Consider the following 23,439-nt stretch of genomic DNA (forward strand, 5'->3'; position numbering starts at 1 on the left):
GCGGGGGCTTCCAACGGGGCGCCGGGTTCGGGCTAGAATCGGGAACTCACCTTCCCTTAACGTGGATGTCGTCAATGCGCCGCTATGCCCATTGCCTGATCCTGCTGACGATGCCCTTCGCGGCGTCTGCGACGGCAGCGCTGGACGACAGCCGCGGCGCCTGCGTGTCCTCCAACGGCGATGCCGCCTCGCAGCGTGCACCGACCGCGACCGCTTCGGCCGCCACCACCAAGCCGGCACCGGTCCGCCCGGCAGCCAACACCAGCACGGGCGGCGGTGGCAGCGACGACGACGTGCTGCAGCGCATCCGCGCACCGAAGTGGCACAGCTACCTGCCGGGAATGTTCCGCTGATCAAGTCGTTGCTGCAGTGGCTGCGACCTGCGCCGCGGCCGATCGACGATGTACTGTGGAATGAGGCCTGCCGCCGTGCGGCCTGGCTGCGCGGTCTGGACGACGAACGCCGCGCACGCCTGCGCGTGCTGGCCACGCGCTTCCTGCACGAGAAGACCATCACGCCGATCGGCGAGCTGCAGCTGCAGGCCGGCGATGGCGTGCTGCTGGCGGCGCTGTGCTGCCTGCCGCTGCTGGAGTTCGGCGAGGTGGGTCTGGAAGGCTGGTCGCAGCTGATCGTCTACCCCGATGCATTCCGCGTACATCGCAGCCACATGGATGCGGCCGGCGTACTGCATGAGTGGGATGACGAACTGATTGGCGAATCGTGGGACAGCGGTCCGCTGATCCTGTCCTGGGCCGATGTGCAGGCCGACCTGGCCGCGCCGCACGAGGGCTACTGCGTGGCGGTGCACGAGATGGTGCACAAGCTGGATGCACTGGATGGCGCGATGGACGGCACGCCGCCGCTGCCGCGCGAATGGCAGCGTGAGTGGGCGGCCATCTTCCAGCGCGCCTACGATGCGTTCTGCGCGCAGGTGGATGCGGGCGAAGAAACGCTGATCGATCCGTATGCGGCCGAAGCGCCGGAAGAATTCTTCGCGGTGACCAGCGAGTATCACTTCTCGGCACCGGATCTGCTGCAGCAGGCGTTGCCGGAGGTGGCCGCGCAGCTGCGGCGGTTCTATGGCGAGCCGCCCAGGATCGCAATACGGTAGTGCCGGCCGCTGGCCGGCACCTTGGCAATGCCACCGAGGATCATGAGGTTGCCGGCCAGCGGCCGGCACTACCGGAACACCACGCGTTGTTGCGCCAGGCGATGCCCGGCGGACAGGAACGTGCGGCTTACGGCCCCGGCGGCAAGCGCACTTCGAAACGGGCGCCGCCCAGTTCGCTGGAACGGCCGACGGCCAGTTCGCCGCGGTAATCCTTGATCAGGTCCTGCACGATCGACAGGCCGATGCCGTGGCCCTGCACGCGCTCGTCGCCACGCACGCCACGCTGCAGCACCTTGCCGATGTCGTCCGGGGCAATGCCCGGGCCATCGTCGTCCACCGCCAGCAGCAGGCCGGCGCGGCGCGCGTTCGGTGCCGGCAGCGGCTGCGCGGTCAGCAACACGCGGCGGTTGGCCCACTTGAAGGCATTTTCCAGCAGGTTGCCGAGCAGTTCCTGCAGGTCGCCCGGTTCGCCGTGGAAGCGCGCGGCCGGGTCAATGTCGAATTCGCACAGCACGCCCTTGGAGGCATAGACCTTTTCCAGGCCGCGCACGATCTCCTCGGCGTTGGATTCAATCGGCAGCGGCGCGGAGAACAGCTTGTGGCCCGACGATGCAGCACGTGCCAGCTGGTAGGAGACCAGGTTGTTCATGCGCTGCAGCTGCACGTCCAGCTCCTCGCGCAGGGCGCCATCGCCGGCACCGCTGTCCATCTGCGTGCGCAGCACGGCGATGGGCGTCTTCAGGCTGTGCGCCAGGTCGGCCAGGGTATTGCGCTGGCGCTCGAGGTTCTCGCGCTCGCTTTCAATGAAGGCGTTGATGCTGTCGGTCAGCGGCTCCAGCTCGCGCGGGTGGCGCTCGCTCATGCGCTCGGTTTCGCCGCGCTGCACCTTGGTCAGCTCGGTGATCACGCGACGCAGCGGCCGCAGGCTCCACTGCAGGATGACGGTCTGCAGCAGCAGCAGGATCAGGCCGATGCCACCCAGGTAGAACCAGACCCGGCCACGGAACACGCGCAGCTGCGCGCCCAGCGCGCGCGAGTCTTCCATCACGTAGATGGTGTAGGGGAATTCGGTGGCCGGGTCGGCGTCGGCGTCCCACACCAGGCCCAGGCCATAGCGGTACACCGAGCCCTGGCTGCCGTCGATCTGGATCATCGGCAGCGGGCCTTCGAACACTTCCTGGCGCGGTGCCAGCAGGCCGCCGCCGACGGTGGGCAGCATCGGGCCTTCGGCGGACATCGAATTGCCCTTGCCGTGCGGCATCACCACTTGCAGGTACAGGCCACTGCCCGGCACGTCAAAGCGCGAATCCGGCGGCTGCTCGCGGATGTACAGCGAGCGGTCGCGGGTGAAGTCGATGCCGGCCGCGTAGGCGGTGGCGTAGTTCTTCAGGCGCTCACGCAGGTTCGCCTTCGCCGTATCGGCGAAGGCGGCGTCGAGTGCGTAACCGGCCAGGGCCAGGAACGCGACCAGGCCCACGGACGCGGCAAGCATCTGGCGCGCCTGCAGCGAGCGCGGCCGCCAGCGTCGGAAGAACCACAGACGGCCGGACATCATGGTTTCGCCAGGCTGAGCCGGCTCAGCCCTCGTTGCGCGGAATCGCGAAACGGTAGCCGCGGCCGCGCACGGTCTCGATCGGCTTCAGTTCGCCATCCGGGTCCAGCTTCTTGCGCAGGCGGCCGATGAACACTTCCAGCACGTTCGAATCGCGGTCGAAGTCCTGCTGGTAGATGTGCTCGGTGAGGTCGGCCTTGGAGACCAGTTCACCGGCGTGCATCATCAGGTACTCCAGCACCTTGTATTCGTAGCTGGTCAGGTCGACATTGCTGCCGGCCACGCTGACGGTCTGCGCAGCCAGGTCCAGGGCGACCGGGCCGCATTCCAGGGTCGGCTTGCTCCAGCCGGCGGCGCGGCGCAGCAACGCGTTGACGCGGGCAAGCAGCTCTTCGACGTGGAATGGCTTGACCAGGTAATCGTCGGCACCCTGCTTCAGGCCCTCGACCTTGTCCTGCCAGCTCGAACGCGCGGTCAGGATCAGCACCGGGAACTTCTTGCCTTCGTCACGCAGGGCCTTGATCAGCTCCATGCCCGACATCTTGGGCAGGCCGAGGTCGATGATGCCGACATCGAACGGAACTTCACGCCCCATGTAGAGGCCTTCCTCGCCGTCCTGCGCAGCATCGACGGCAAAGCCTTCGCGCTTGAGCCGGGCTGCCAGGGTCTCACGCAGCGGGGCTTCGTCTTCGACCAGAAGGATACGCATGAACTCTCCCTAGTGTCCTGGGTGTGGCCCGGAGGCCTGTGGGGTACGGGTTGATAGCGACAACTATCCCTGTTCAGGGGTTATCGCCGCGTAGTGATGACATATCCGACCGCGGCGTGCGCGGCTGTGAACGCGACGGGGCGGGGTCGTCCATGTAGCGGACACGGCCCCGGTCGTCCATGTACTTCACCCGGTTGATGTCACGCCCATCGAACGGCACACGCTCGGCGCCGAGGATGTGGCCGCCGGTGGTGCGCTGCACGCGGCGCACGGCATCGGACAGCGAGCGCTCGTCGCCACGGCCACCGCGCTCGCCCCGCTCCATCATCTCCGCCCGCCCCTGGTCGCCACGCGGCGGCTGCTGCGCAAGCGCCGACGACAACGGCACAGCCGACAGCGCCACGCAGGTGGCCAGGGCAATGCGGCGATGGAAGGGAGCGGGAGACATCGATGCGATCCTAGCCGAGCACGGCGATTCGTTCAAAAGTCGTAAATCCGGAAGCCGGGTACGGGACCCGGCCTTTACAATTCCTTTGCAAATTCTTGGTTTGGGGCAGTGAATCCGATCTGAACTTTTCCGGGCGATGCCGCGAGTTGTTCATCTAGGTGAACATTCGGGACGAATCGCCGCCCCTTGTCAAGTCAGGACTGTGACCTACGTCACGCTGCGGCGCGATCAGCTTCGCGTTCGGTGACCGCCAAGGCCTGTTCGACCAGGCTCCAGTCGGCGCCCGGGCGGTGTGCGCCCTCGCTCAGCACCTGACGGAATGCGCGGCCGCCGGGTTGGCCGTGGAACAGGCCGAGCAGGTGGCGGGTGATGTGCTTCAGCGCCAGGCCTTCGCCCAGACGCGCCTCGACGTAGGGGCGCAGCGCGCGCAACAGGTCACCACGGGCCTGCAGCGGGGCGCCGGTGTGCAGCGCCTCCAGCTGATGCAGCAGGTAGGGGTCGTGGTAGGCCGCGCGGCCCAGCATCACACCATCGACGTGCGCGGCCTGCGCCTGCACCGCCTCGATGCTGGCCAGGCCGCCGTTGATCACCACCGGCAGTGCCCGGCGCTCCTGCTTGAGGCGGTAGGCCCAGTCGTACTTCAGCGGCGGAACCTCGCGGTTCTCCTTCGGCGACAGGCCCTTCAGCCACGCGTTGCGCGCATGCACCACCACCATTGCGGCACCGGCGGCGACCTGGCGGTCGACGAAGGCGGCGAACACGTCGTAATCGTTGTCCTCGTCCACGCCCAGGCGGCATTTCACCGTCACCGGGATGTCGACCGCATCGACCATCGCCGCCACGCACTCGGCCACCAGCACCGGCTCGCGCATCAGGCAAGCGCCGAAACGCCCGGCCTGCACGCGGTCGGACGGGCAGCCGCAGTTGAGGTTGACCTCGTCGTATCCCCACTCGGCGGCGATGCGCGCAGCCTGCCCCAGCAGGGCCGGATCGCTGCCGCCCAGCTGCAACGCCAGCGGCTGTTCGCTGCGGTCGAAGCCGAGCAGGCGCTCGCGGTCGCCGTGGATGACCGCGTTGGCGTGCACCATTTCCGTGTACAGGCGCGCACCCGGCGCCAGCACGCGATGGAACACGCGGCAATGGCGATCCGTCCAGTCCATCATGGGGGCAACGGACAGGCGCAGGGAATCGGCGTAACGGGCGGTGGCGGACGTCATCGGGGCGTTGATCGTGGAGACTGGCATTGCCAGTGAGATCAATAGTTTACACCGCTCGGCTGAATGGCGGCGGCTGGCGCCCGGACAGCGCTGGGGCGCCCGGGCCCGAGGGCCGTCCGCAAGCCGGGCGGCGCCACCCCACAATGACGGGCAACCGGTCACAGTTGTCGCGATTCGTTGACGACGACGAAATATTGACGCCGTTATAGTCCGTCGCTCGCAATGGATTGGACGTGTGGAGCAGATGATGCAGCACAAGCGTTTGAGCAGGACCCTCGCCACCGCGCTGGCGGTCGCCGTACTGGCCATCGGCACGGCAACCGCAGCACCGGCTGCCACCGGGCTGAGCCCGACCTTCACCACCTGCCGTGACAAGGCACAGGGTGCGATCGAGCAGGCCGCCTGCCTGACCTCGGAAAGCGCACGCCAAGACCAGCGCCTGAACCAGGCCTACCGCCAGCTGCAGGCAAAGCTGACTGGCGCAAAGAAGACCAAGCTGGTGAATGCCCAGCGCGCGTGGCTGCAGTCGCGCAGCCGCGATGGCGAACTGGATACCGCGCTGTACGACGATTCCCAGCCCGGCAACCTGCAGGGCGAGCTGAACGATGTGATGCGCCTGAGCGCGCGTGCCGACCAGCTGCAGAAGTATCTGCAGCTGCTGGACTGACCCTTGAGGGGCAGACCCTCTGACTGCACAAGGATGTAAGACATGCCAACCAACATCGATACCCATGATCTCGATGCCACCTCCGGCGCCGTGTATTTCGCCGTCGGCCGTGGTACCGAAGGTGGCCCCGCCTCCTACCATCTGGCCATCGCCGGCATCACCCAGGGCGTGACCGAACCGCACTGGGGCACGGTGAACAAAGTCGCGCAGAACAGCGGTTACAGCCTGGGCGCGATCCAGGTCGACTTCGGCCAGCGCGGCGAGTGGGCGCTGGGCGCCATCGACGGCCACGCACTGAAGGCGGGCGAGACGACCTATGTCGACGCCGTGATCGATCAGGCCAGCACCTATGCCAAGGCGCACAACCTGCCCTTCACCCAGGACCACGCCGACCTGCGCCGCGACCTGCTCAGCCACGGCAATGGCCTGAGCGGGCGCAGCTCGATCCAGTTCATCGATACCAACACGCGCGACAGCATCAACGCCTGGGCCCGTTCGGCCGAGGGCAAGCAGTGGATCCACGCGAACATCGACTACCCGCAGGTGCGCAACGCCACCCGGATCGGCATGGCGATGGTGGACGCACACGGCAGCGGCATCGCCGAGGAAAACCGCTTCGAAGCGATCAGCCTGATCGCCAAGACCGCCAACCAGTTGCCCAGCCAGCTGCCCAAGCTGCAGAAGGTGCTGGAAGAAGGCGGTGACTACGAGGCGCTGCGCGCGAAGGCCGGGCAGATCCGCGAGACCTACCAGTACTTCGACGCGCCCAAGGCCGGCGACATCGCCGTGCGCTACGAAAATGCCTACGCCAACAACAAGGACGCAATGGACCGCGCCCATGCCAAGGTCAGCAGCCGCGACTACTCGCCCGCCGGTGAGCACAACGATGCGGACATCAAGGTGGCGCTGGACCAGATCGGCGCACCGCGCCAGCAGGCCGGTTCGCAGACGTTGAAGGAAGGGTCCAGCGGCCGTGACGTGCTGAAGCTGGAAAGCAACCTGGTCACGCTGGGCTATGCCAGTGCTGACGGCCAGCAGACACTGAATCCGGACCGGCGCTTCGATGCCACCACCCGCAAGGCGGTGGAAGACTTCCAGCGCGCACACAACCTGGACCCGGTGGACGGCAAGGCCGGGCCAGCCACGCTGGCCGCGATCGACCGCGACGCGCGCGAACTGCAGGGCAACCTGGCCGCGCTGGGGCTGACCGACGCCAAGGGCCAGGCCATCGGCAGCGATGGCTATCTGGGCGGTGGCAGCCGCCATGCGATCAATGCTTTCCAGCAGCAGCATGGCCTGCCTGCGACCGGCATTGCCGATGCGGAAACCCGCCAGGCGCTGGCCAATGAAGTGCAGCAGCGTGCGCAGGCGCAGGGCAACACCCCGGAACAGCAGGCAGCGGCCGAGCCTGCACGCGAGACGGTGTACCCGATGTCCGACCCGCGCAGCCCGCAGAACTGGCTGTACACCGAGACCCTGGTGCAGGTGAAGTTCGCCGAGGAAGCGCGTGGCCTGCCCTCCGGCGAGCACAGCGAGAAGCTGGCCGCTGCCCTCACCGTGGAAGCTGCGCGTGCCGGCCTGTACCGGGTTGATCGCGTTGAGCTGAACCAGGATGGCTCGATGGCGCGCGCGGTGCAGGCCAATGCGCTGCACGACGAAAGCGCGTTGAACCGCAATACCGCGCCGGTATCGACCGCTGACGCGATGCGCCAGAGCGTGCAGGAGAACAGCGAGCGGGCATTGCAGGTGAGCGATCAGCAGCGCGAGCAGCAGAAGATCGACCAGCAGACCCAGCATCACGGCCCGCGGGCCATGATGGCGTAAGAGAGCGGGCCAACTGGCCCGTGAGTGCCATTGCCTTGCTCACCCCTCGTCGGCTTGAGGCCGACGAGGGCGTTGGTTGAGGTGCGTCGAGGATTGTCGCAAATGCGAGGTCTTGCGCCCCGGAGCGTGCCCACGCTTCGAGGTAGTGGGCCTCGAGGTGTAGTCGATCCGGTTTGATCGCGTCGACGCTTTGACGACAGATAAGTCCGTCCGGAGCTTTCCCTAAGTGGTCAGTACCCGCCATCCATAGGCGGTCTGCTTCCAGTAGGCGTCCTGGCCATCTCCGGTCCATGCGAACGTCCACGTCTCGCGTGCGCATCCTGGAAGATCGTTGGTAATAGTGATCTTCTCTCCGGAAGCACCATGATGGAAAAGGGCGCGGATGGCTGGCGTCCGAGGTGAATCCCGCTCCCCCCTACAGCGATGGCGAATGGTCAGTGTCCCAAGTGCAAGCGTCCGCTGGTGGACATCCTTGCGTGCGTCCAGCCATCGAACGACTTCGTTCGCTTCGTCAGTTCCGGCGCTGTAGCGCGTGGTCCGATCGACGGCAACCGCAAGGCGGTCCAACGCCATCACTCCCGGCCATGTCGTCGAACCAAGCGCAAGCGCAAAAGCCAACAGACATTTGAATGACACCGAAAAATTCGATTTCATGGATGCTGCTTCCTTGAACACAGAATCGCGTGTCTCCAGCCTGCTTCCATACTCAGAAGATTGGCAATGAGAAAAGCTGCAATCTGCATCATGCGATCCGACGTCTTTCGGGTTTTGCGAACCAGGGAACGACGGCCAAACAACAACTTTTGTTGATAGCGACAGCTACTGACGTCAATGCCAGTTACCGCTCCCAGCCAAGTCGACACACTCATTGCCTCGCACCGGCTTACCCAGTCTGAGAGGCCTCGCCTGCAATCATCCTCCCTCCTGATGCTCGCCTCATGACCGCTATCACAAAGCGCGCCCTGAGCATCGTCTACGCATCCTTGAAGGACGCAGGATTTGTCCGAAGTGGAGCAACTTTTACGAGATGCCACGAGAGTTTCATCGATGTGTGTGCTCGCCCGCTTCATCCCGCGGCGTTGCATGGATTGGACCACCAATCTCAGCGAAACCGACTGCGACGTGAGATGCAGGCCGCTCCCCCAGGCAACAGCGACCATTGGATAGCCGTTGAAAAGGACGCTGATCTGCTCAGGACTGAGGTGGATGCTCTATTGATAGAGAGTGCCCTTCCATTTTCTCAAAGTTCCAGGACATCGATTTCATCTGTGAAGCTCTGACGGTCGCGGCCATTCAGGCTGACACGACGCCGGCACACTTCAGTTCGATCACGCGCGTCGGCAGGGCCCTGCTCGCTGCCCGTGGCAGGCAAAGGCTGACACCGAATCTGCCAAGGCGTTGGCCACATATGGACTCTCCATCTGTAATGGCGCTACCTCACTGAGAAGCCGATTCAGGAAAATTCTGGAAGCTTAGCCGGCCCCAGAACCGACGCAGGCATTGAAACACTGCCGCCTCAGTACCCGCCGCGCGCGCCGCCCACCTGCTCGATCAACGTCTGGCTGGCAGCATTCAGCCCCACCACCGTCACCTTCGCCCCATGTGCGGCCAGCTATTCCTGCGCGCGTTCCAGCGCGGCCGCGGCGGTCAGGTCTCACAGGTGGGCGTCGCGCAGATCAATCTGTACCTTCGGCGTCACGTGCTGGTAATCGAACACCGCACCCAGATGGCCGGCCGAGGCAAGGAACACCTGCCAACGCACGCGGTAGACCTGCGTGTCACCGGCATCGTAACGCTGCATATCCCGCATGCGGCCGAGGAATTCGATGACCATGTTGGCCAGGCCCTGGGCGACGCATTCGCGGTCACGCTCGCTGGGCCTCTCGTCGATGTCCTCAACGTTCTGCGACGCTGCCAGACAGCGGAAGGCAGCGAGGCATGCCGCCGCTCTACAATCGGGCCATGGCCACCCACCGCCCGCAGTTCTTCGACCCCGCCACCGAACAGGGCGTGCTGCGCCTGTCGATCGCCGCCTCGCTGCTGCTGGCCGCCGCCGCAGTGGTATTCGGCCTGCTGGCCAATTCCTCGCTTATCATCTTCGATGGCATCTACGGCCTGATCGACGTGGTGATGACCTGGCTGTCGCTGCTGGTGGCACGCCTGATCGCGCTGTCCACCCAGACCGACGCGCTGCAATCGCGGCTCAACCAGCGCTTCACCATGGGCTTCTGGCACCTGGAGCCGATCGTGCTGGGCGTGAGCGGCACGCTGATGATCGGTGCGGCACTGTATGCCCTGGTCAATGCGGTGGATGCGCTGATGTCCGGTGGCCGCCACATTGCGCTGGGCCCGGCCATCGCCTTCGCCGGGCTGTCCATCGTCGGCGAAGGCGCACTGGCATGGTTCATCCTGCGCGCCAACCGCCGCATCGGCTCGGAGTTCATCGCACTGGATGCGAAGAACTGGGTGATCGCGGCCAGCATGTCGGCCTGCTACCTGCTGGCCTTTCTCGGCGGCGTGCTGGTGCAGGGCACGTCCTGGGCCTGGGTCGGGCCGTACATCGACCCGGCCATCCTTGCCTTCGTCTGCGTGCTGGTGATGATCGCCCCGCTCGGCACCGTGCGCCGGGCGCTGGCCGGCATCCTGCTGGTCACCCCGCCGGAGCTGCAGGCGCACGTGGATGCCGTGGCACGCGCGATCGTGGCCAAGCATGGCTTCGTCGAGCACCGCAGCTACGTGGCCCAGGTGGGGCGAGGCGAGCAGATCGAGCTGTTCTTCGTGGTGCCGGAAAACGACCCACCGCGGCCGCTGGTGGAATGGGACCAGCTGCGTGATGAGATCGGCGATGCGCTGGGCGAGGCTTCGCCGGACCGCTGGTTGACCATCATGTTCACCACCGACCGCGAGTGGACGATCTAGGCCCGCAGGACGATCGATCAATTTTTTAGTACGTTCTGCAACCCAACGTACGCGGAAAGCGGGCAAAGTAGTCTCCATCGCACCACCCACCCACTGACCAGGAGCATCCCGATGTCCATCGAAAAGGTTCTGTACACCGCCCAGGCCACCTCCACCGGCGGCCGTGAAGGCCGTTCCGTCTCCTCCGACAACGTGCTGGACATCCAGCTGTCGACCCCGCGCGAGCTGGGCGGCGCCGGTGGCCCGGGCACCAACCCGGAACAGCTGTTCGCCGCCGGCTATTCGGCCTGCTTCCTGGGCGCGCTGAAGTTCGTGGCCGGCCAGGCCAAGGTCGCGCTGCCGGCCGACACCACCGTGACCGGCAAGGTCGGCATCGGCCAGATCCCGACCGGCTTCGGCATCGAAGCCGAGCTGACCATCAACGTGCCCGGCGTGCCGCGCGAGCAGGTCGAAGAGCTGGTGCAGAAGGCGCACATCGTGTGCCCGTACTCGAATGCCACCCGCGGCAACATCGACGTGACGCTGGTCGTGGCCTGATGCGGTGATACCGGCCAGCGGCCGGCACTACCCGCGCGAGGGCAAAAAAAATGGGCGGATGCCGGTCGAAACCGAACATCCGCCCATCCCACCTCGGGTGGGCCCCGGCGCGCAGCCGGGGACGCATTCGCTTCTGTAGAGCCGAGCCCCTGCTCGGCTGATCCGTCCGGCGCGGGAACATCCGGCGGAAAAGCAGCCGAGCACGGGCTCGGCTCTACATATCCAAGCCTTACTTCTCGCTGGTGATCAGCTGCACCACACTGGAAAAATCCAGCTTGCCGCGGCCGGCCTGGTGGTTCATCGAGTACAGGTTGCGGGCCACTTCGCCCAGCGGGATCGAGGCACCGACACTCATCGCCGCTTCCACTGCCAGGCCCATGTCCTTCAGCATCAGATCGCTGCCGAAGCCGCCGCTGTAACCGCGTGAGGCCGGTGCATTTTCCAGCACGCCCGGCCACGGATTGCACACTTCGGTAGCCCAGCTGCGGCCGGTGCTGACCGCCATCATCTGCGACAGCACCTTCGGGTCCAGCCCGTGTGCCACGCCCAGCGCAATGGCTTCACCGGTCACCGCCATGATCACGCCCAGCGCCATGTTGTTGCACAGCTTGGCGACCTGGCCGGCGCCGCTGGCGCCCACGTGGAAGATGTTTTTGCCCATCGCCTGCAGCACCGGACGGGCACGCTCCAGCGCGTCCTCTTCGCCACCGACGATGAAGGTCAGCGTGCCGGCCTGAGCGCCTGCGGTACCACCGGAGACCGGTGCATCGATCATCTGCAGGCTACGTGCGGCGGCGGCCTCTGACACCTTGCGCGCGCTGGCCGGTGCGATCGTGCTGCAGTCGATGACCAGTGCGCCATCCGGGATCGCGGCCAGGATGCCGTCGTCGCCCAGGTAGACGCCTTCTACGTGACGGCTGGCTGGCAGCATGGAGATCACCACTTCGGCGTCGGCCAGGGTGTCGCGTGCCGACGACGCAGCACTGGCACCGGCGTCAACGGCGGCCTGGACCGCGGCCGGAACCAGATCGAACACGCGCACGCTGTGGCCGTTCTTGACCAGATTGGCGGCCATCGGGCCACCCATGTTGCCCAACCCGATGAATGCAATGCGGCTCATGCAAGGCTCCTTTCAACAAGGGGAGTGCCCAGGTCGGCCAGCGGATGCGCGGCATCGGCCCAGGGGGAAGCAAAGAAGGTGTCGGCCCACGCGCCGGTGGCCCCGGCCAGGGTGGCCGGGTTCCACTGCGGATTGCGATCCTTGTCGATCAGCAGCGCGCGGATGCCTTCGGCGAAATCGCCGTGGGCGGCGCAATGCAGGGCGACGATGTACTCCAGGCGGTAGATCGCGGCCAGATCCTGGCCGGCGCTGCGACGCTGAAGCTCGAAGGCCAGCCGCGCCGAACCCGGCGCACCGGCAGCAAGGGTCTTCTGTGCCGCCTGCAACCACGCATCATCGGTCTGCAGGCCGGCAATGCGCGCAACGATGGCCTGCAGGTCATCGCCTTCGCACAACGCATCGACCTGCGCCGCATTGGCCAGCAGCGGACCGGTGGCGGCATCGCTGGCATGCGCCTGCAGCAGATGGGTCAGGCGTTCGTGGTTGTGTGCGGAGTCACTGGACCAGGCCACCTGCAGCAGCGCATCGAACACCGCACTGCGGCGCTCTTCGGGCACATGTACATCGGCCAGGCCAGCGTAGATGGCATCGCCCGGGTTGAGCAGCGCGCCGGTCAGCGCCAGGAACAGCCCGCCCTTGCCCGGCACGCGCGGCAGCAGCCAGCTGCCACCGACATCAGGGAACAGGCCGACGGTGATTTCCGGGAAGGCCAGCCTGGAGCGCTCGCTGACCACACGGTGGCTGGCGCCGGACATCAGACCGATGCCGCCGCCCATCACGATACCGTGGCCCCAGCACAGGATCGGCTTGGCGTAGGTGTGGATGAGGTAATCGACGCGGTATTCAACGTCGAAGAACTCGGCGGCGTAGTCGTTCTCGCGGATGTCGCTGCGGCCGTCCTCACGGAAGGCGACCATGGCCTTGTACAGGCTGTGCAGGTCGCCGCCGGCGCAGAACGCCTTTTCACCGGCGCCCTGCAGCACCACCATGGCGATGCCGTCGTCGTCGGCCCAGGCATTTAACTGCTTCAGCAGCAGGTGCGCCATCGGCAGCGAGAATCCGTTGAGCGTGCGCGGCGCGTTGAGCGTGGCGATGCCGATGCGCGTGCCATTGCCGGCCACGCGCTCCTCGAACAGCACCGGTGCGTCGTCGGCAGCGGTGTCGGCGCTCATGCGTTCTTCCACTGCGCGGCGCGCTTTTCCAGGAAGGCAGTCACGCCCTCGACCTGGTCGGCGGTGTCGAACAGGTCGACGAAGGCTTCGCGCTCGGCCACCAGCGCCGAGGCGTGGGTGCCGGTGCGGGTGGACTGCACCAGCGTCTTGCAGGCGGCGATGCTGGTCGGGCTCTGCTTGCCGGCCTTTTTCGCCCATTCCAGCGCCAGTGCCTTGGCTTCGCCCTTGCCGACCTTTTCTTCGGCCAGCCCGATGCGCAGCGCGGTCTCGGCGTTGATGCGCTCACCCAGCAGGATCATGCGCTTGGCCCAGCCCTCGCCGACCAGGCGCGGCAGGTTCTGGGTGCCACCGGCGCACGGCAGCAGGCCGACGGTGGCCTCAGGCAGCGCCACCTGGGCGTGCTCTTCGATGATGCGCAGGTCGCAGGCCAGTGCGCATTCCAGGCCACCGCCCATGGCGTAGCCGTTGATGGCGGCGATCGACACGCCACGGAACCCGGACAGCGCTTCGAAGGCTTCACCGAAGCGACGCGCGGCCTCGCGCGCAGCGGCCTTGTCGCCGGAGGCGAACTGGTTGAGGTCGGCACCGGCGGAGAAGAACTTCTCGCCGTTACCGGTAATCACCAACGCGTAGATGTCGCGGTCTGCGTTGAGCGCGCCCACCAGGTCGCGCAGCGCCGACAGGCTGTGCACGGTCCAGGTGTGCGCCGGCGGGTTGTTCAGGGTGACCACGGCGGTATGGCCGTCGGCCTCCACCTTCAGGCCCACGTGCTCCTGGGTACGCCAATCCTTCATCGCAGTTCCTCTTCGGTGTTGAGCAGGTGACGGGCAACGATCACCCGCATGATCTCGTTGGTGCCTTCCAGGATCTGGTGCACGCGGCAGTCACGCAGCAGGCGCTCGATCGGGTACTCGCGGATGTAGCCGTAGCCACCGTGGATCTGCAGCGCTTCATTGCAGACATTGAAACCGGCATCGGTGGCGAAGCGCTTGGCCATCGCGCACCACACGTTGGCATCGCTGGCCCCGGCATCGAGCTTGCGTGCGGCGGTGTGCACCATCTGCCGCGCGGCCACCAGCTGGGTGACCATGTCGGCCAGCTTGAACTGCAGCGCCTGGAATTCGGCCAGCGCCTTGCCGAACTGGCGGCGCTCGCCCATGTAGCGGCGCGCGGCATCCAGCGCGCCCTGCGCGGCACCCAGCGAGCAGGCGGCAATGTTGATGCGGCCACCATCAAGCCCCTTCATCGCCAGCTTGAAGCCGCCGCCTTCCTCTCCCAGAAGGTGGCTGACCGGTACGCGGACGTTTTCGAAGGTGATGCCACGGGTGGGCTGGCTGTTCCAGCCCATCTTCTCTTCCTTGCGGCCGAAGCTGATGCCCGGCAGGTCCGACGGCACTGCAATGGCGCTGACGCCGCCAGCACCGGCACCGCCGGTACGTGCCATCACCACCAGCAGTTCGGTGGCACCGGCGCCGGAGATGAAGGCCTTCGAGCCGTTCAGCACGTAATGATCGCCGTCGCGCACGGCGGTGGTCTTCAGCGAGGCCGCATCGGAGCCGGCACCCGGTTCGGTCAGGCAGTACGAGGCCAGCTTGTTGCCCGAGGACAGGTCAGTGCCCCAGGCATCGCGCAGTGCCGGCTGACCCCACGTGGACACCATCCACGAGGCCATGTTGTGGATGCTGATGTACGCCGCCGTCGACGGATCGACGCTGGCGAGCTCCTCGATGACGACGGCGGCGTCCAGTCGGCTCAGGCCGCTGCCGCCCACTTCCGGGTCCATGTACAGACCGCAGAAGCCCAGTTCACCGGCCTTGGCGATCGCCTCGCGCGGAAAGATGCCCTCCGCATCCCATCGCGCGGCGTGTGGCGCCAGTTCGGCCTGTGCGAAGTCGCGCGCTGCCTCGCGGTACGCCTGCTGCGCTTCTTCCAGTTCCGTCGTCATCGAGTGGCTCATGGCTGCTCCTGCCGTTACTTCAGGCTGATCGTGGTGTTGACGCCGTGGCTCAGCGTTTCGTCATCGAACCAGCGCGCGGTGACCGTCTTGGTCTGGGTGTAGAACAGCACCACCTGCTTGCCGTATGGGCCCAGGTCACCCAGCTTGGAGGCGCGCGAACCGGTGAACGAGAACAGCGGCACCGGCACCGGGATCGGCACGTTGATGCCCACCTGGCCAACGTCGATGTCTTCCTGGAACTTGCGCGCGGCCGCGCCGGACTGGGTGAACAGTGCGGTGCCGTTGCCGTTCGGGTTGCTGTTGACCATCGCGATGGCGTCTTCCAGCGTCTCCGCTTCGAGGATGACCAGCACCGGCCCGAAGATCTCTTCCTGGTAGATGCGCATGTCGGTGGTGACACCGGCAAAGATGGTCGGGCCGACGAAGTTGCCCTTCTCGAAGCCATCGACCTGCGGCTTGCGGCCATCCAGCACCAGCTTGGCACCCTGCTCCACGCCCGAGGCGATCAGGCCTTCCACGCGCTCGCGGGCGCTGCAGGAGATGACCGGGCCGACGTCGGTGCCGGCCACGGTGCCGGCACTGACCTTCAGGGTCTTGGCCTTTTCAACCAGATCCTGCACCCAGTTGCGCGCTTCACCGACCAGCACCAGGGTGGAGGCGGCCATGCAGCGCTGGCCGGCCGCACCGAAGGCGGCGCCGACCATCGCGTTGAGGGTCTGTTCCTTGTTGGCGTCCGGCAGCACCACGGCGTGGTTCTTGGCGCCCATCATGCACTGCACGCGCTTGCCGGCCAGCGAGGCACGGTTGTACACGTGGGTGCCGACGCGGGTGGAACCGACGAACGACACGGCCTTGATGTCCGGGTGGTCGCAGATCGCGTTGACCACTTCCTCGCCGCCGTGGACGACGTTCAGCACGCCCTTCGGAATGCCGGCTTCCAGGGCAAGCTCGACCAGGCGCATGGTGACCATTGGGTCCTGCTCGGACGGCTTGAGGATGAAGGTGTTGCCGGTGGCGATCGCCATCGGGAACATCCACAGCGGAATCATCGCCGGGAAGTTGAACGGGGTGATGCCAGCGCACACGCCCAGCGGCTGCATGATCGTGTAGGTATCCACGCCATTGGCCACGTTGTTGGCCAACTCACCCAGCTGCAGGTTGCCGATGGCGGCCGCATGCTCGACCACTTCCAGGCCGCGGAACACATCGCCTTCGGCGTCGGGCAGGGTCTTGCCCTGTTCGGCGGTGAGGATGTGGGCCAGCTCGCTCATGTTCTCGCGGATCAGCTGCTGGTACTTCAGGAAGATGCGCGCGCGGGTGCCGATCGGGGTCTTGCGCCAGATCTTGAAGGCTTCCTTGGCGGCGGCGACGGCGGCGTCCACTTCTGCGGTGGTGGCGAACGGCACCTTGGCCAGCACGTCCTGGGTGGCCGGATTGATCACGTCCTGCCAGTGGGAGGTGGCCGATTCGATGAACTGGCCATCGATCAGCATGCGGATACGGGGCGCTTCAACAGTCATGACGACAATCCCACGGGCTCGAAAGATGCTTGGCATTATTCACAGCAGCCACCTCGATTTCCGGCCTGAATCCGCTTAATCTGGCCAACACGCCAGACGATTCATGTTAATTCTGTGAATTATTCATCCAGCCAGCGGCAGCTTGGCCTTCGCTTGCTGCGGCTGCGCGAGCAGCGCGGCTACAGCCAGGTGGATCTGGCCCGCGCCTTGGGCCTGTCGGCCAGTTACCTGAACCAGATCGAGCGCAACAAGCGCCCACTCACCCCGGCCGTTCAGAAGAAGCTGGGCGAAGTATTGGGCGACGTTTCCTCACTATTCGACGAAGATGAGCCTGCCGCGCTGCAGGAAGCGCTGGGCGAAACCCTGCGCGACCTGGGCCTGGCGGAGGTCAGCGCGACCGAGCTGCGCGCCTTGGCCGGCAACCTGCCGCAGGTCAGCCGCGCCCTGCTGGATCTGCACCGCCGCCACCTGGCGCTGCGTGAGCATGCCGCCGCCCTGGAGTTCCAGCTGGGCGAACCCGGCGCCGGCAGCATCCTGCCCGCAGGCGACCAGGTGCGTGAGTTCTTCAACCGCATGCACAACCACATTCCCGAACTGGACGAGCTGGCCGAGCGTCTGTTCGCCGAGTGGGGGCTGTCGCCCGGGCACGTGGCACCACGCCTGCGCCAGCTGCTGGCCGACCGCCACGGCGTGCTGGTGGAAGTGGCCGCGCTGCAGGCCGGGCGCGAGAAGCGCCAGTACGATGCCGAAGCACGGCGGCTGTGGTTGCCGGACTACCTGGAGCCAGGCCAGCAGGCATTCCAGATGGCCGCCGAGCTGGCCCTGCACGGCTACCTGCCGCAGATCGATGCGGTGGTGGCACGTGCCGGCTTCACCGATGAGGCACGCATCGCTCAGGCCCGCATCGGTCTGTCGAACTATTTCGCTGGCGCCCTGGTGATGCCGTACATGCGCTTCCTGCGTGCGGCCGAGGCCAGCAGCTACGACATCGAACTGCTGGCACACCAGTTCGGCGTCGGCTTCGAAGCGGTCTGCCATCGGCTGAGCACACTCGCGCGGCGCAGCGCGCCCGGCCTGCCGTTCTTCTTCATCCGCGTGGATCGCGCCGGCAATGTGTCCAAGCGCCATTCGGCAACCGATTTCCACTTCTCGCAGGTAGGTGGATCGTGCCCGCTGTGGATCGTCTACGAGGCCTTCAACCAGCCCGGGCGCATCCTTACCCAGACCGCACGCATGCCCGACGGCCGCCGTCATTTCTGGCTGGCGCGGCAGGTCAGCAGCGGGCCGGTCGGCCATGGCCAGCCGCGCAAGACCTTCGCGGTGGCACTGGGCTGTGACCTGCAGCATGCCGAACGTCTGGTGTATTCGCTGGGGCTGGATGTGCAGAGCCCGGGCAATTCGGTGTCGATCGGCCCGGGGTGCCGGGTGTGCCCGCGCGAGGACTGCATGCAGCGCGCGTTCGCGCAGTTGCCGGGGCGGTAGGGTTGGTTCGGCAGGGCTGCGCCCTGCACCTGCAGAGGCCGAAGCAACGGCAACGGCCACGGCAAAAGCCGGCATTCCGTGGGATGCGGGATGGGTCCGGTTGCGGGGGACGCCGTGAATACGTCCATGTAGGCTCGGTCGCGCCATCCATGGCGCTCACGCCCCCGCAACCGGACCCACCCCCGCCTTCGACAGTTTCCCGCTGCTGTTGGTGGGTGCTGACCTTGGTCGACACCGTAGATCCACGCCATGCGTGGATGGAATCCGATCGAGATCGAATATTTCGAGCCTTCATCGAAGCGCATCCACGCATGACGTGGATCTACTAAACCTTTCGTGCGTAGGCTGCATCCCAATGCAATGCCTGCCCATGGAGACACCCATGTCCCTGTTGCGCTCTTGCCTGGCCCTGCTGCTCGCTGCCGTCGCCGCGCCGGCGTGGGCGACCTTTTCCATCGCCGCCTGCAACGAGGCCGGCGACTGCGGGGTGGCGGTCGCCACGCACAACCTGGCGGTCGGGGGCGTGGGGGTGCCGTGGGCGCAGGCGAAGGTCGGCGCGGTCGCCAGCCAGTTCGAGACCAACCCGACCTATGGGTCCAAAGGCCTTGAACTACTGGCCAAAGGTCGTACACCTGCACAGGTGCTGAAGCAGCTGTTGGATGAAGACGGCAACTTCGATGGCACCACGCTCGCCGAGCGCCAGGTGGGGCTGATCAGTGCGCGCGGTGGCAATGCGCAATACACCGGCGCCACCGCGCAGCAGGCCAGCTGGGCCGGTGCGCACGGCGACGGCATGTTGAGCGTGCAGGGCAATGGCCTGGCCGGACCGGACGTGCTGACGGCAATGCAACGTACCTTTACGGCTTCGCACGGAGCGCTTGCCACACGCTTGCTGGCGGCGCTGGAAGCCGGCCAGGCCGCGGGCGGCCAGCGCAGTGGGCAGTGGTCGGCCGCGCTGCTGGTGCGCACGCCGGGGGGCGACTGGCAGGACACCGATCTGCGCGTGGACGCCGACCCGCGCGCGGTCGCGAGGCTGCGCGAGCTGTACGACATGCGCCTGTCCAACGAGGCGATCATCCGCGCGGAGGAGCGCTGGGAGAAGGGTGATGTGGCGGGTGCGCGCGCTGCGCTGGCGACCTCGTTGTCACTGGCCCACGGCTGGGACCGCACCTGGGCGCGCGCTGCGCGCCTGGCGATGCGGCAAGGGGATATCGCACTGGCCCGCGAATACCTGGCCGGCCTGCGTGCGCTCAATCCGGGCTGGGTGAAGCAGGAGCTGGCGCTGCCGTTGTATGCACCCTTGCAGGATGATGCGGTGGTTGCCCCCTGGCGATGAGCCACCGCAGGGGTCAGATCCATTTTCCATAGGAGAACGGATCTGACCCCGATTCGAGATGCATCCACGCACGGCGTGGATCTACCAAGAACCGGCTCAGTAGATCGGCGTCACCTTCATCTGCGGCAGCGGACGCGGTGCGCCGTCGGTCAGGTCAGGGCCCAGGTCCTCCCAGGTTCGGCCCTGCTCGACCATCTGCGCCCACAGCTGCTGCGAGCCGCGACGCTTGTCTTCCGAGCCCAGCTTGTACGACGGCGGTGTCGGTTCGCCGCGAGCGACCATCGAGTACGCCGCGCGATAGGCCAGTACCTGCTGCGCCGGGTCGTCGGTACGGGCCACTTCCAGCGTGTACCGTTGGTAGGCCGAGGCCAGGTTGCGCCAGCGGATCCAGTAGTGGTTCTCGAACGAGAACGAACAGAACCGCGCACCGGCCAGGCTGCCCTTGTCGGCGATGCGGGTCAGCACCTCCTGCGGCATGTCCAGGTTCATGCCACCTTCGTCGCCCTGCAGGCTCACATGCACGATGCGGTCGCGATAACCCGGCGCGCGCGCCTGCAGCAGGTCGCGCCAGTTCTGCATGGTCGCCACCACCGCGAACAGGAAACGCCCCAGCTCGGCTGCGGCCAGCGGCGTGGCAATGGACTGGTAATGCCGTTGCCAGCCGTGGCGGTTCTCGGTGGGCAGGAACACGGCATGCTCCAGTGCCTGCCGGCTACCGCTGCCCTGGCTCACGTCTTCGGCGTGCTGCGGGTAGACCAGGTTGATGGCGAAGGTCGGCCAGCGCGGCAATGCGGCGTCAAACAGATGGATCGGGAAGTTGCTGCTGATGCCACCATCGGAGAACCAGCAGATGCGGAAGGCGGTGATCACCGGACCGCAAGCCTGCCCGGCGCTGGTCAGCCCTTCCATGCTGTCGGCCACGTTGTGCTCGGGGTCGGCCGCCGGCGCGGTGGGTTCGCAGCGGCGCTCGCGGCGCGAGGGTTCGTGCAGTGGCACCGCGCTGATCAGCAACGGGAAGCTCAGGCTCATGCGTGTGGCCACCAGCACCGGCAGCTTCGGGCCCTGCGGCAGGTGGTAGTACTGCCGCCCCTCCACGTCCAGCGGCGGGCCAGCCTGATCCACCAGCCACTGCACCACGCTGGCCGGGAACAACTGCTCGAACTCTTCGCGCAGGAACCAGAACTGCGCGCCGCCCAGTGGCAGCGTACGCGGCTCGTTGTGCGAGACGCAGGTGGTGATCATCTGCAGGCTGATCGCGTGCGGGCTGTCCGGCTCGCCGGCATAGCGCGGTGCGTCGTGCAGGTCGGCGAAGGTCAGCGGTGCATCAAGTGGCTTGCCTGACAACTGCTGCAGGCACTCATGCAGCCACTCGGTCAACGCCGGTTTGCGTGCATCGCGGCCGAGGCCACTGCACAGGCCCAGCAGGTTGCGCCGTGCCACGCGGGCCACGCGCAGCGCGGCACCGGCCACACCGGTACCGTAGGCGCACAGCAGCGACGGCAGCAGCGTGGCGGCCACACCGCTCCAGCCGCCGCCCCACCCGCCCAGGCCCAGCAGCAGCGCCAGCGACACCAGCACTTCCAGCGGCGCGATCTCGAATACCGCCACCGCCAGGCACAGCAGCTTGTGTGGCAGGCCCGCATTGCCGGTCAGCACCACCAGCAGCCGATAGGCCGCACGCGCACCCCGCGCCGGTTGGAACAGGCTGTAGATGAACCCGCGCCGCGACAGCTGCGCCGACACCGCCGACAGCCCCCCATAACCGGCATCACTGGGCAGGTGCTCGCCGGCCTGCTGGCGACGATCGCCGCATGCCGCCGCAGCCGCCACCGCCGCAGCAATGGCGCCGGCCGAGGTGCCGCCGATGCTCTTGAAGCGATACTCGCGCGCCAGCGCCAGTACCGCATTGGGGTACACGATGCCGCTGGTGATGCCGCCTTTCATGACCAGATCGCAGTACTTCGCCGCCACGAGCCACCTCCCGTCTGTCGATGCCCAGTATGGCAAGCGGCGCTCTCACGGCCTGAGAAACGGACCACAGCCCCGAGCTTTCATTGACCCTTGACCATTGCCCTCGACGCGTCCACCGTGGGCACGCCGAAGGTATCCCCGCCGCAGCGTTGATGGCGACAGGGATTTGAACGGGAATCCGGTGAAGGCGCCTGGCGCGCCCATTCCGGAGCTGCCCCGCAGCGGTGAATGGAAACGAATCCTGCCAACAGCACTGGGCTCGCGCCTGGGAAGCGGCAGGTAGTAGGTGGGCTGCGGCCCGTGTCCATCAGCCCGAATACCGGCCCCGGCCGGGGGACACGACCGTCCCCTGACTCGACCTGGACTCTCCGCGGGGAGGGTGCCGGGGCCGTCGCTGACCTGCGCGTGCGGGCAGTGCGGCCGCGTGCGTCCTTTTCACGGTATCCGGCCAGCCCTGTCCACCCACGCACAGATGCATGGGCCACCGCCGTTGCCGGCGGTCCATGCGGTACCTGACGATGACCGAGTTCCAACGCCCCACCCTGACCCTGCCTGCCAACGGCAAGCGCCTGCTGCTGCATTCATGCTGCGCGCCCTGCTCCGGCGAGGTAATGGAGGCGATCACCGCCTCCGGGATCGACTACGCGATCTTCTTCTACAACCCCAACATCCATCCGGTGAAGGAATACGAACTGCGCAAGCAGGAAAACATCCGCTTCGCCGAGCAGCATGGCATTCCCTTCATCGACTGCGACTACGACACCGACAACTGGTTCAGCCGTGCGCGTGGCATGGAGAACGAGCCCGAACGCGGCATCCGCTGCACGATGTGCTTCGACATGCGTTTCGAACGCACTGCGCTGTACGCGCACGAGCACGGCTACGACACCATCAGTTCGTCGCTGGGCATCTCGCGCTGGAAGAACATGGCGCAGATCAACGATTGCGGCATCCGCGCCGCCTCGCGCTACGAAGGCCTGCAGTACTGGAACTACAACTGGCGCAAGGGCGGCGGTGCCAACCGCATGATCGAGATCAGCAAGCGCGAGCAGTTCTACCAGCAGGAGTACTGCGGCTGCGTGTATTCGCTGCGCGATGCCAACCGCCACCGTCGCGAGAACGGCCGCGAGCGGATCAAAATCGGCCTGCTGTACTACGGGCAGGACGCTGGGACGCCGCAGGGCGATTGACGTGTGAGCGAGGGGCGGCCACGCTGGTCGCCCCTTCTCTTGTAGTGGATCTGCCATGACCGCCCTGCCCGCCGACGTCGCCCTGCTGGTGATCGACCTGCAGCCGGACTTCATGCCGGGTGGCGCGCTGGCCTGCGACCAGGGTGATGCGCTGGTGGCACCGATTGCCGGACTGCTGGCGCAGCGCCGCTACCGCACGGTGGTGGCCACCCAGGACTGGCACCCGGCCGATCACGCCTCGTTCGCCAGCCAGCACCCCGGCAAGCGTCCGTTCGAGACCATCCTGCTGCACGCGCAGCCACAGACCCTGTGGCCCGACCATTGCGTGCAGGGCAGCGATGGCGCCGCTCTGCACCCGGGCGTGGACTGGGCCATGGCCGACCTGATCCTGCGCAAGGGCACGCGCCAACAGGTGGATTCGTACAGCGCCTTCCGCGAGAACCACGGTCCCGATGGCGAGCGCCCGGCCACCGGCCTGGCCGGCTGGCTGCATGAGCGCCGCATCCGCGAAGTGCACGTGTGCGGCCTGGCCCGCGATTACTGCGTGCTGTGGAGCGCGCAGGACGCGGTGAAGTCCGGCTTCCGGGTGAAGTTCCTGTGGGAGCTGACCAAGCCGGTGACCGAAGCCAACGACGTGATGGTGCGCGAGGCGCTGGGCAAGGCGGGGATTGCGCTCGCCTGACGCGCGACCGCCGGGCATGGCCCGG

At 66.6% G+C, this 23,439-nt stretch carries 22 protein-coding genes and 1 riboswitch; of the genes, 10 read left to right on the forward strand and 12 right to left on the reverse strand.

Going from position 1 to position 23,439, the window contains the following annotated elements; translation table 11 throughout:
• The first annotated feature begins 74 nt into the window (after positions 1-74).
• Positions 75-353 (forward strand): hypothetical protein, encoded by a 279-nt coding sequence (locus tag AC5P7R_RS06355; RefSeq protein WP_005411956.1) that lies wholly within the window; start codon positions 75-77, stop codon positions 351-353.
• Positions 320-1,111 carry a M90 family metallopeptidase gene (locus AC5P7R_RS06360; RefSeq protein WP_206621621.1) on the forward strand — a complete coding sequence of 264 codons (792 nt, stop codon included), beginning with the start codon at positions 320-322 and terminating at the stop codon, positions 1,109-1,111. Before AC5P7R_RS06355 ends, AC5P7R_RS06360 begins: the two co-directional genes overlap by 34 nt.
• A 127-nt stretch (positions 1,112-1,238) precedes the next feature.
• Here AC5P7R_RS06360 and AC5P7R_RS06365 read toward each other — a convergent pair whose 3' ends face one another.
• The 4 genes from AC5P7R_RS06365 to dusA form a co-directional block, all read right to left on the reverse strand.
• Positions 1,239-2,663 (reverse strand): ATP-binding protein, encoded by a 1,425-nt coding sequence (locus AC5P7R_RS06365; protein WP_032953760.1) that lies wholly within the window; start codon positions 2,661-2,663, stop codon positions 1,239-1,241.
• 25 nt (positions 2,664-2,688) lie between these two features.
• Positions 2,689-3,372 carry a response regulator transcription factor gene (locus AC5P7R_RS06370; RefSeq protein WP_004136763.1) on the reverse strand — a complete coding sequence of 228 codons (684 nt, stop codon included), beginning with the start codon at positions 3,370-3,372 and terminating at the stop codon, positions 2,689-2,691.
• A gap of 73 nt (positions 3,373-3,445) precedes the next feature.
• Positions 3,446-3,820: a hypothetical protein gene (locus AC5P7R_RS06375; protein ID WP_021203829.1), complete on the reverse strand. Its 375-nt coding sequence runs from the start codon at positions 3,818-3,820 to the stop codon at positions 3,446-3,448.
• Between the two features lie 212 nt (positions 3,821-4,032).
• Positions 4,033-5,064, reverse strand: coding sequence for a tRNA dihydrouridine(20/20a) synthase DusA (gene dusA / locus AC5P7R_RS06380; protein WP_495213794.1), 1,032 nt, complete (start codon positions 5,062-5,064; stop codon positions 4,033-4,035).
• Between the two features lie 220 nt (positions 5,065-5,284).
• On the opposite strand from dusA, the gene AC5P7R_RS06385 reads away from it, so the two are divergent.
• The gene (locus AC5P7R_RS06385; protein WP_024956209.1) at positions 5,285-5,704 is read left to right on the forward strand and encodes a lysozyme inhibitor LprI family protein; all 420 of its coding nucleotides are present in this window, start codon (positions 5,285-5,287) and stop codon (positions 5,702-5,704) included.
• Positions 5,705-5,746: 42 nt separating this feature from the next.
• Positions 5,747-7,528 carry a peptidoglycan-binding protein gene (locus AC5P7R_RS06390; RefSeq protein WP_495213795.1) on the forward strand — a complete coding sequence of 594 codons (1,782 nt, stop codon included), beginning with the start codon at positions 5,747-5,749 and terminating at the stop codon, positions 7,526-7,528.
• Between the two features lie 222 nt (positions 7,529-7,750).
• Here AC5P7R_RS06390 and AC5P7R_RS06395 read toward each other — a convergent pair whose 3' ends face one another.
• Both AC5P7R_RS06395 and AC5P7R_RS06400 read right to left on the reverse strand, forming a co-directional pair.
• Positions 7,751-8,182: a hypothetical protein gene (locus AC5P7R_RS06395; protein ID WP_146256770.1), complete on the reverse strand. Its 432-nt coding sequence runs from the start codon at positions 8,180-8,182 to the stop codon at positions 7,751-7,753.
• 1,000 nt (positions 8,183-9,182) lie between these two features.
• Positions 9,183-9,362 carry a hypothetical protein gene (locus AC5P7R_RS06400; protein ID WP_021203768.1) on the reverse strand — a complete coding sequence of 60 codons (180 nt, stop codon included), beginning with the start codon at positions 9,360-9,362 and terminating at the stop codon, positions 9,183-9,185.
• A 104-nt stretch (positions 9,363-9,466) separates the two neighbouring features.
• On the opposite strand from AC5P7R_RS06400, the gene AC5P7R_RS06405 reads away from it, so the two are divergent.
• Together AC5P7R_RS06405 and AC5P7R_RS06410 are read left to right on the forward strand one after the other, a co-directional pair.
• Entirely contained in the window at positions 9,467-10,447 is a 981-nt protein-coding gene (locus AC5P7R_RS06405) for a cation diffusion facilitator family transporter (protein WP_005407688.1), read from the forward strand.
• Between the two features lie 111 nt (positions 10,448-10,558).
• Positions 10,559-10,984: an organic hydroperoxide resistance protein gene (locus tag AC5P7R_RS06410; protein WP_005411948.1), complete on the forward strand. Its 426-nt coding sequence runs from the start codon at positions 10,559-10,561 to the stop codon at positions 10,982-10,984.
• Positions 10,985-11,213: 229 nt separating this feature from the next.
• Here AC5P7R_RS06410 and mmsB read toward each other — a convergent pair whose 3' ends face one another.
• From mmsB to AC5P7R_RS06435, 5 genes are read right to left on the reverse strand one after another with little or no spacing between them, the layout of a single operon-like run.
• On the reverse strand, positions 11,214-12,104 hold the full coding sequence (gene mmsB / locus AC5P7R_RS06415) for a 3-hydroxyisobutyrate dehydrogenase (protein WP_495213796.1): 891 nt from the start codon (positions 12,102-12,104) through the stop codon (positions 11,214-11,216).
• Positions 12,101-13,276, reverse strand: a complete 1,176-nt coding sequence (locus tag AC5P7R_RS06420) for an enoyl-CoA hydratase/isomerase family protein (RefSeq protein ID WP_021203765.1) — start codon at positions 13,274-13,276, stop codon at positions 12,101-12,103. Before AC5P7R_RS06420 ends, mmsB begins: the two co-directional genes overlap by 4 nt.
• Complete coding sequence (locus tag AC5P7R_RS06425) at positions 13,273-14,070, reverse strand: enoyl-CoA hydratase (RefSeq protein ID WP_021203764.1); 798 nt, start codon at positions 14,068-14,070, stop codon at positions 13,273-13,275. The genes AC5P7R_RS06420 and AC5P7R_RS06425 overlap by 4 nt, the downstream gene beginning before the upstream one ends.
• Positions 14,067-15,233: an acyl-CoA dehydrogenase family protein gene (locus AC5P7R_RS06430; protein WP_021203763.1), complete on the reverse strand. Its 1,167-nt coding sequence runs from the start codon at positions 15,231-15,233 to the stop codon at positions 14,067-14,069. The genes AC5P7R_RS06425 and AC5P7R_RS06430 overlap by 4 nt, the downstream gene beginning before the upstream one ends.
• Before the next feature lie 14 nt (positions 15,234-15,247).
• Positions 15,248-16,753, reverse strand: coding sequence for a CoA-acylating methylmalonate-semialdehyde dehydrogenase (locus tag AC5P7R_RS06435; protein WP_478436153.1), 1,506 nt, complete (start codon positions 16,751-16,753; stop codon positions 15,248-15,250).
• 114 nt (positions 16,754-16,867) lie between these two features.
• Between AC5P7R_RS06435 and AC5P7R_RS06440 the strand changes: the two genes are divergently transcribed.
• Positions 16,868-18,235 carry a helix-turn-helix domain-containing protein gene (locus AC5P7R_RS06440; RefSeq protein WP_019661852.1) on the forward strand — a complete coding sequence of 456 codons (1,368 nt, stop codon included), beginning with the start codon at positions 16,868-16,870 and terminating at the stop codon, positions 18,233-18,235.
• A gap of 382 nt (positions 18,236-18,617) precedes the next feature.
• Positions 18,618-19,571: a DUF1028 domain-containing protein gene (locus tag AC5P7R_RS06445; RefSeq protein WP_019661853.1), complete on the forward strand. Its 954-nt coding sequence runs from the start codon at positions 18,618-18,620 to the stop codon at positions 19,569-19,571.
• A gap of 96 nt (positions 19,572-19,667) precedes the next feature.
• On the opposite strand, the gene AC5P7R_RS06450 is transcribed toward AC5P7R_RS06445, so the two are convergent.
• Positions 19,668-21,542, reverse strand: coding sequence for a patatin-like phospholipase family protein (locus AC5P7R_RS06450; RefSeq protein ID WP_495213797.1), 1,875 nt, complete (start codon positions 21,540-21,542; stop codon positions 19,668-19,670).
• Positions 21,543-21,669: 127 nt separating this feature from the next.
• A riboswitch (cobalamin riboswitch) is annotated at positions 21,670-21,884 on the forward strand.
• A gap of 161 nt (positions 21,885-22,045) precedes the next feature.
• On the opposite strand from AC5P7R_RS06450, the gene AC5P7R_RS06455 reads away from it, so the two are divergent.
• Both AC5P7R_RS06455 and pncA read left to right on the forward strand, forming a co-directional pair.
• Complete coding sequence (locus tag AC5P7R_RS06455; RefSeq protein ID WP_495213798.1) at positions 22,046-22,732, forward strand: epoxyqueuosine reductase QueH; 687 nt, start codon at positions 22,046-22,048, stop codon at positions 22,730-22,732.
• 55 nt (positions 22,733-22,787) lie between these two features.
• Positions 22,788-23,414, forward strand: a complete 627-nt coding sequence (pncA, locus tag AC5P7R_RS06460; RefSeq protein WP_227844232.1) for a bifunctional nicotinamidase/pyrazinamidase — start codon at positions 22,788-22,790, stop codon at positions 23,412-23,414.
• The last annotated feature ends 25 nt before the right edge of the window (positions 23,415-23,439 follow it).

The organism is Stenotrophomonas sp. YJH_SMC_27 (assembly GCF_059369815.1).

Coding starts and splice junctions, on each gene's coding strand:
- AC5P7R_RS06355 (WP_005411956.1), top strand. CDS start 75: ATGCGCCGCTATGCCCATTGCCTGATCCTGCTGACGATGCCCTTCGCG.
- AC5P7R_RS06365 (WP_032953760.1), bottom strand. CDS start 2,663: ATGTCCGGCCGTCTGTGGTTCTTCCGACGCTGGCGGCCGCGCTCGCTG.
- AC5P7R_RS06370 (WP_004136763.1), bottom strand. CDS start 3,372: ATGCGTATCCTTCTGGTCGAAGACGAAGCCCCGCTGCGTGAGACCCTG.
- AC5P7R_RS06375 (WP_021203829.1), bottom strand. CDS start 3,820: ATGTCTCCCGCTCCCTTCCATCGCCGCATTGCCCTGGCCACCTGCGTG.
- dusA (WP_495213794.1), bottom strand. CDS start 5,064: ATGCCAGTCTCCACGATCAACGCCCCGATGACGTCCGCCACCGCCCGT.
- AC5P7R_RS06385 (WP_024956209.1), top strand. CDS start 5,285: ATGCAGCACAAGCGTTTGAGCAGGACCCTCGCCACCGCGCTGGCGGTC.
- AC5P7R_RS06390 (WP_495213795.1), top strand. CDS start 5,747: ATGCCAACCAACATCGATACCCATGATCTCGATGCCACCTCCGGCGCC.
- AC5P7R_RS06395 (WP_146256770.1), bottom strand. CDS start 8,182: ATGAAATCGAATTTTTCGGTGTCATTCAAATGTCTGTTGGCTTTTGCG.
- AC5P7R_RS06400 (WP_021203768.1), bottom strand. CDS start 9,362: ATGGTCATCGAATTCCTCGGCCGCATGCGGGATATGCAGCGTTACGAT.
- AC5P7R_RS06405 (WP_005407688.1), top strand. CDS start 9,467: ATGCCGCCGCTCTACAATCGGGCCATGGCCACCCACCGCCCGCAGTTC.
- AC5P7R_RS06410 (WP_005411948.1), top strand. CDS start 10,559: ATGTCCATCGAAAAGGTTCTGTACACCGCCCAGGCCACCTCCACCGGC.
- mmsB (WP_495213796.1), bottom strand. CDS start 12,104: ATGAGCCGCATTGCATTCATCGGGTTGGGCAACATGGGTGGCCCGATG.
- AC5P7R_RS06420 (WP_021203765.1), bottom strand. CDS start 13,276: ATGAGCGCCGACACCGCTGCCGACGACGCACCGGTGCTGTTCGAGGAG.
- AC5P7R_RS06425 (WP_021203764.1), bottom strand. CDS start 14,070: ATGAAGGATTGGCGTACCCAGGAGCACGTGGGCCTGAAGGTGGAGGCC.
- AC5P7R_RS06430 (WP_021203763.1), bottom strand. CDS start 15,233: ATGAGCCACTCGATGACGACGGAACTGGAAGAAGCGCAGCAGGCGTAC.
- AC5P7R_RS06435 (WP_478436153.1), bottom strand. CDS start 16,753: ATGACTGTTGAAGCGCCCCGTATCCGCATGCTGATCGATGGCCAGTTC.
- AC5P7R_RS06445 (WP_019661853.1), top strand. CDS start 18,618: ATGTCCCTGTTGCGCTCTTGCCTGGCCCTGCTGCTCGCTGCCGTCGCC.
- AC5P7R_RS06455 (WP_495213798.1), top strand. CDS start 22,046: ATGCGGTACCTGACGATGACCGAGTTCCAACGCCCCACCCTGACCCTG.
- pncA (WP_227844232.1), top strand. CDS start 22,788: ATGACCGCCCTGCCCGCCGACGTCGCCCTGCTGGTGATCGACCTGCAG.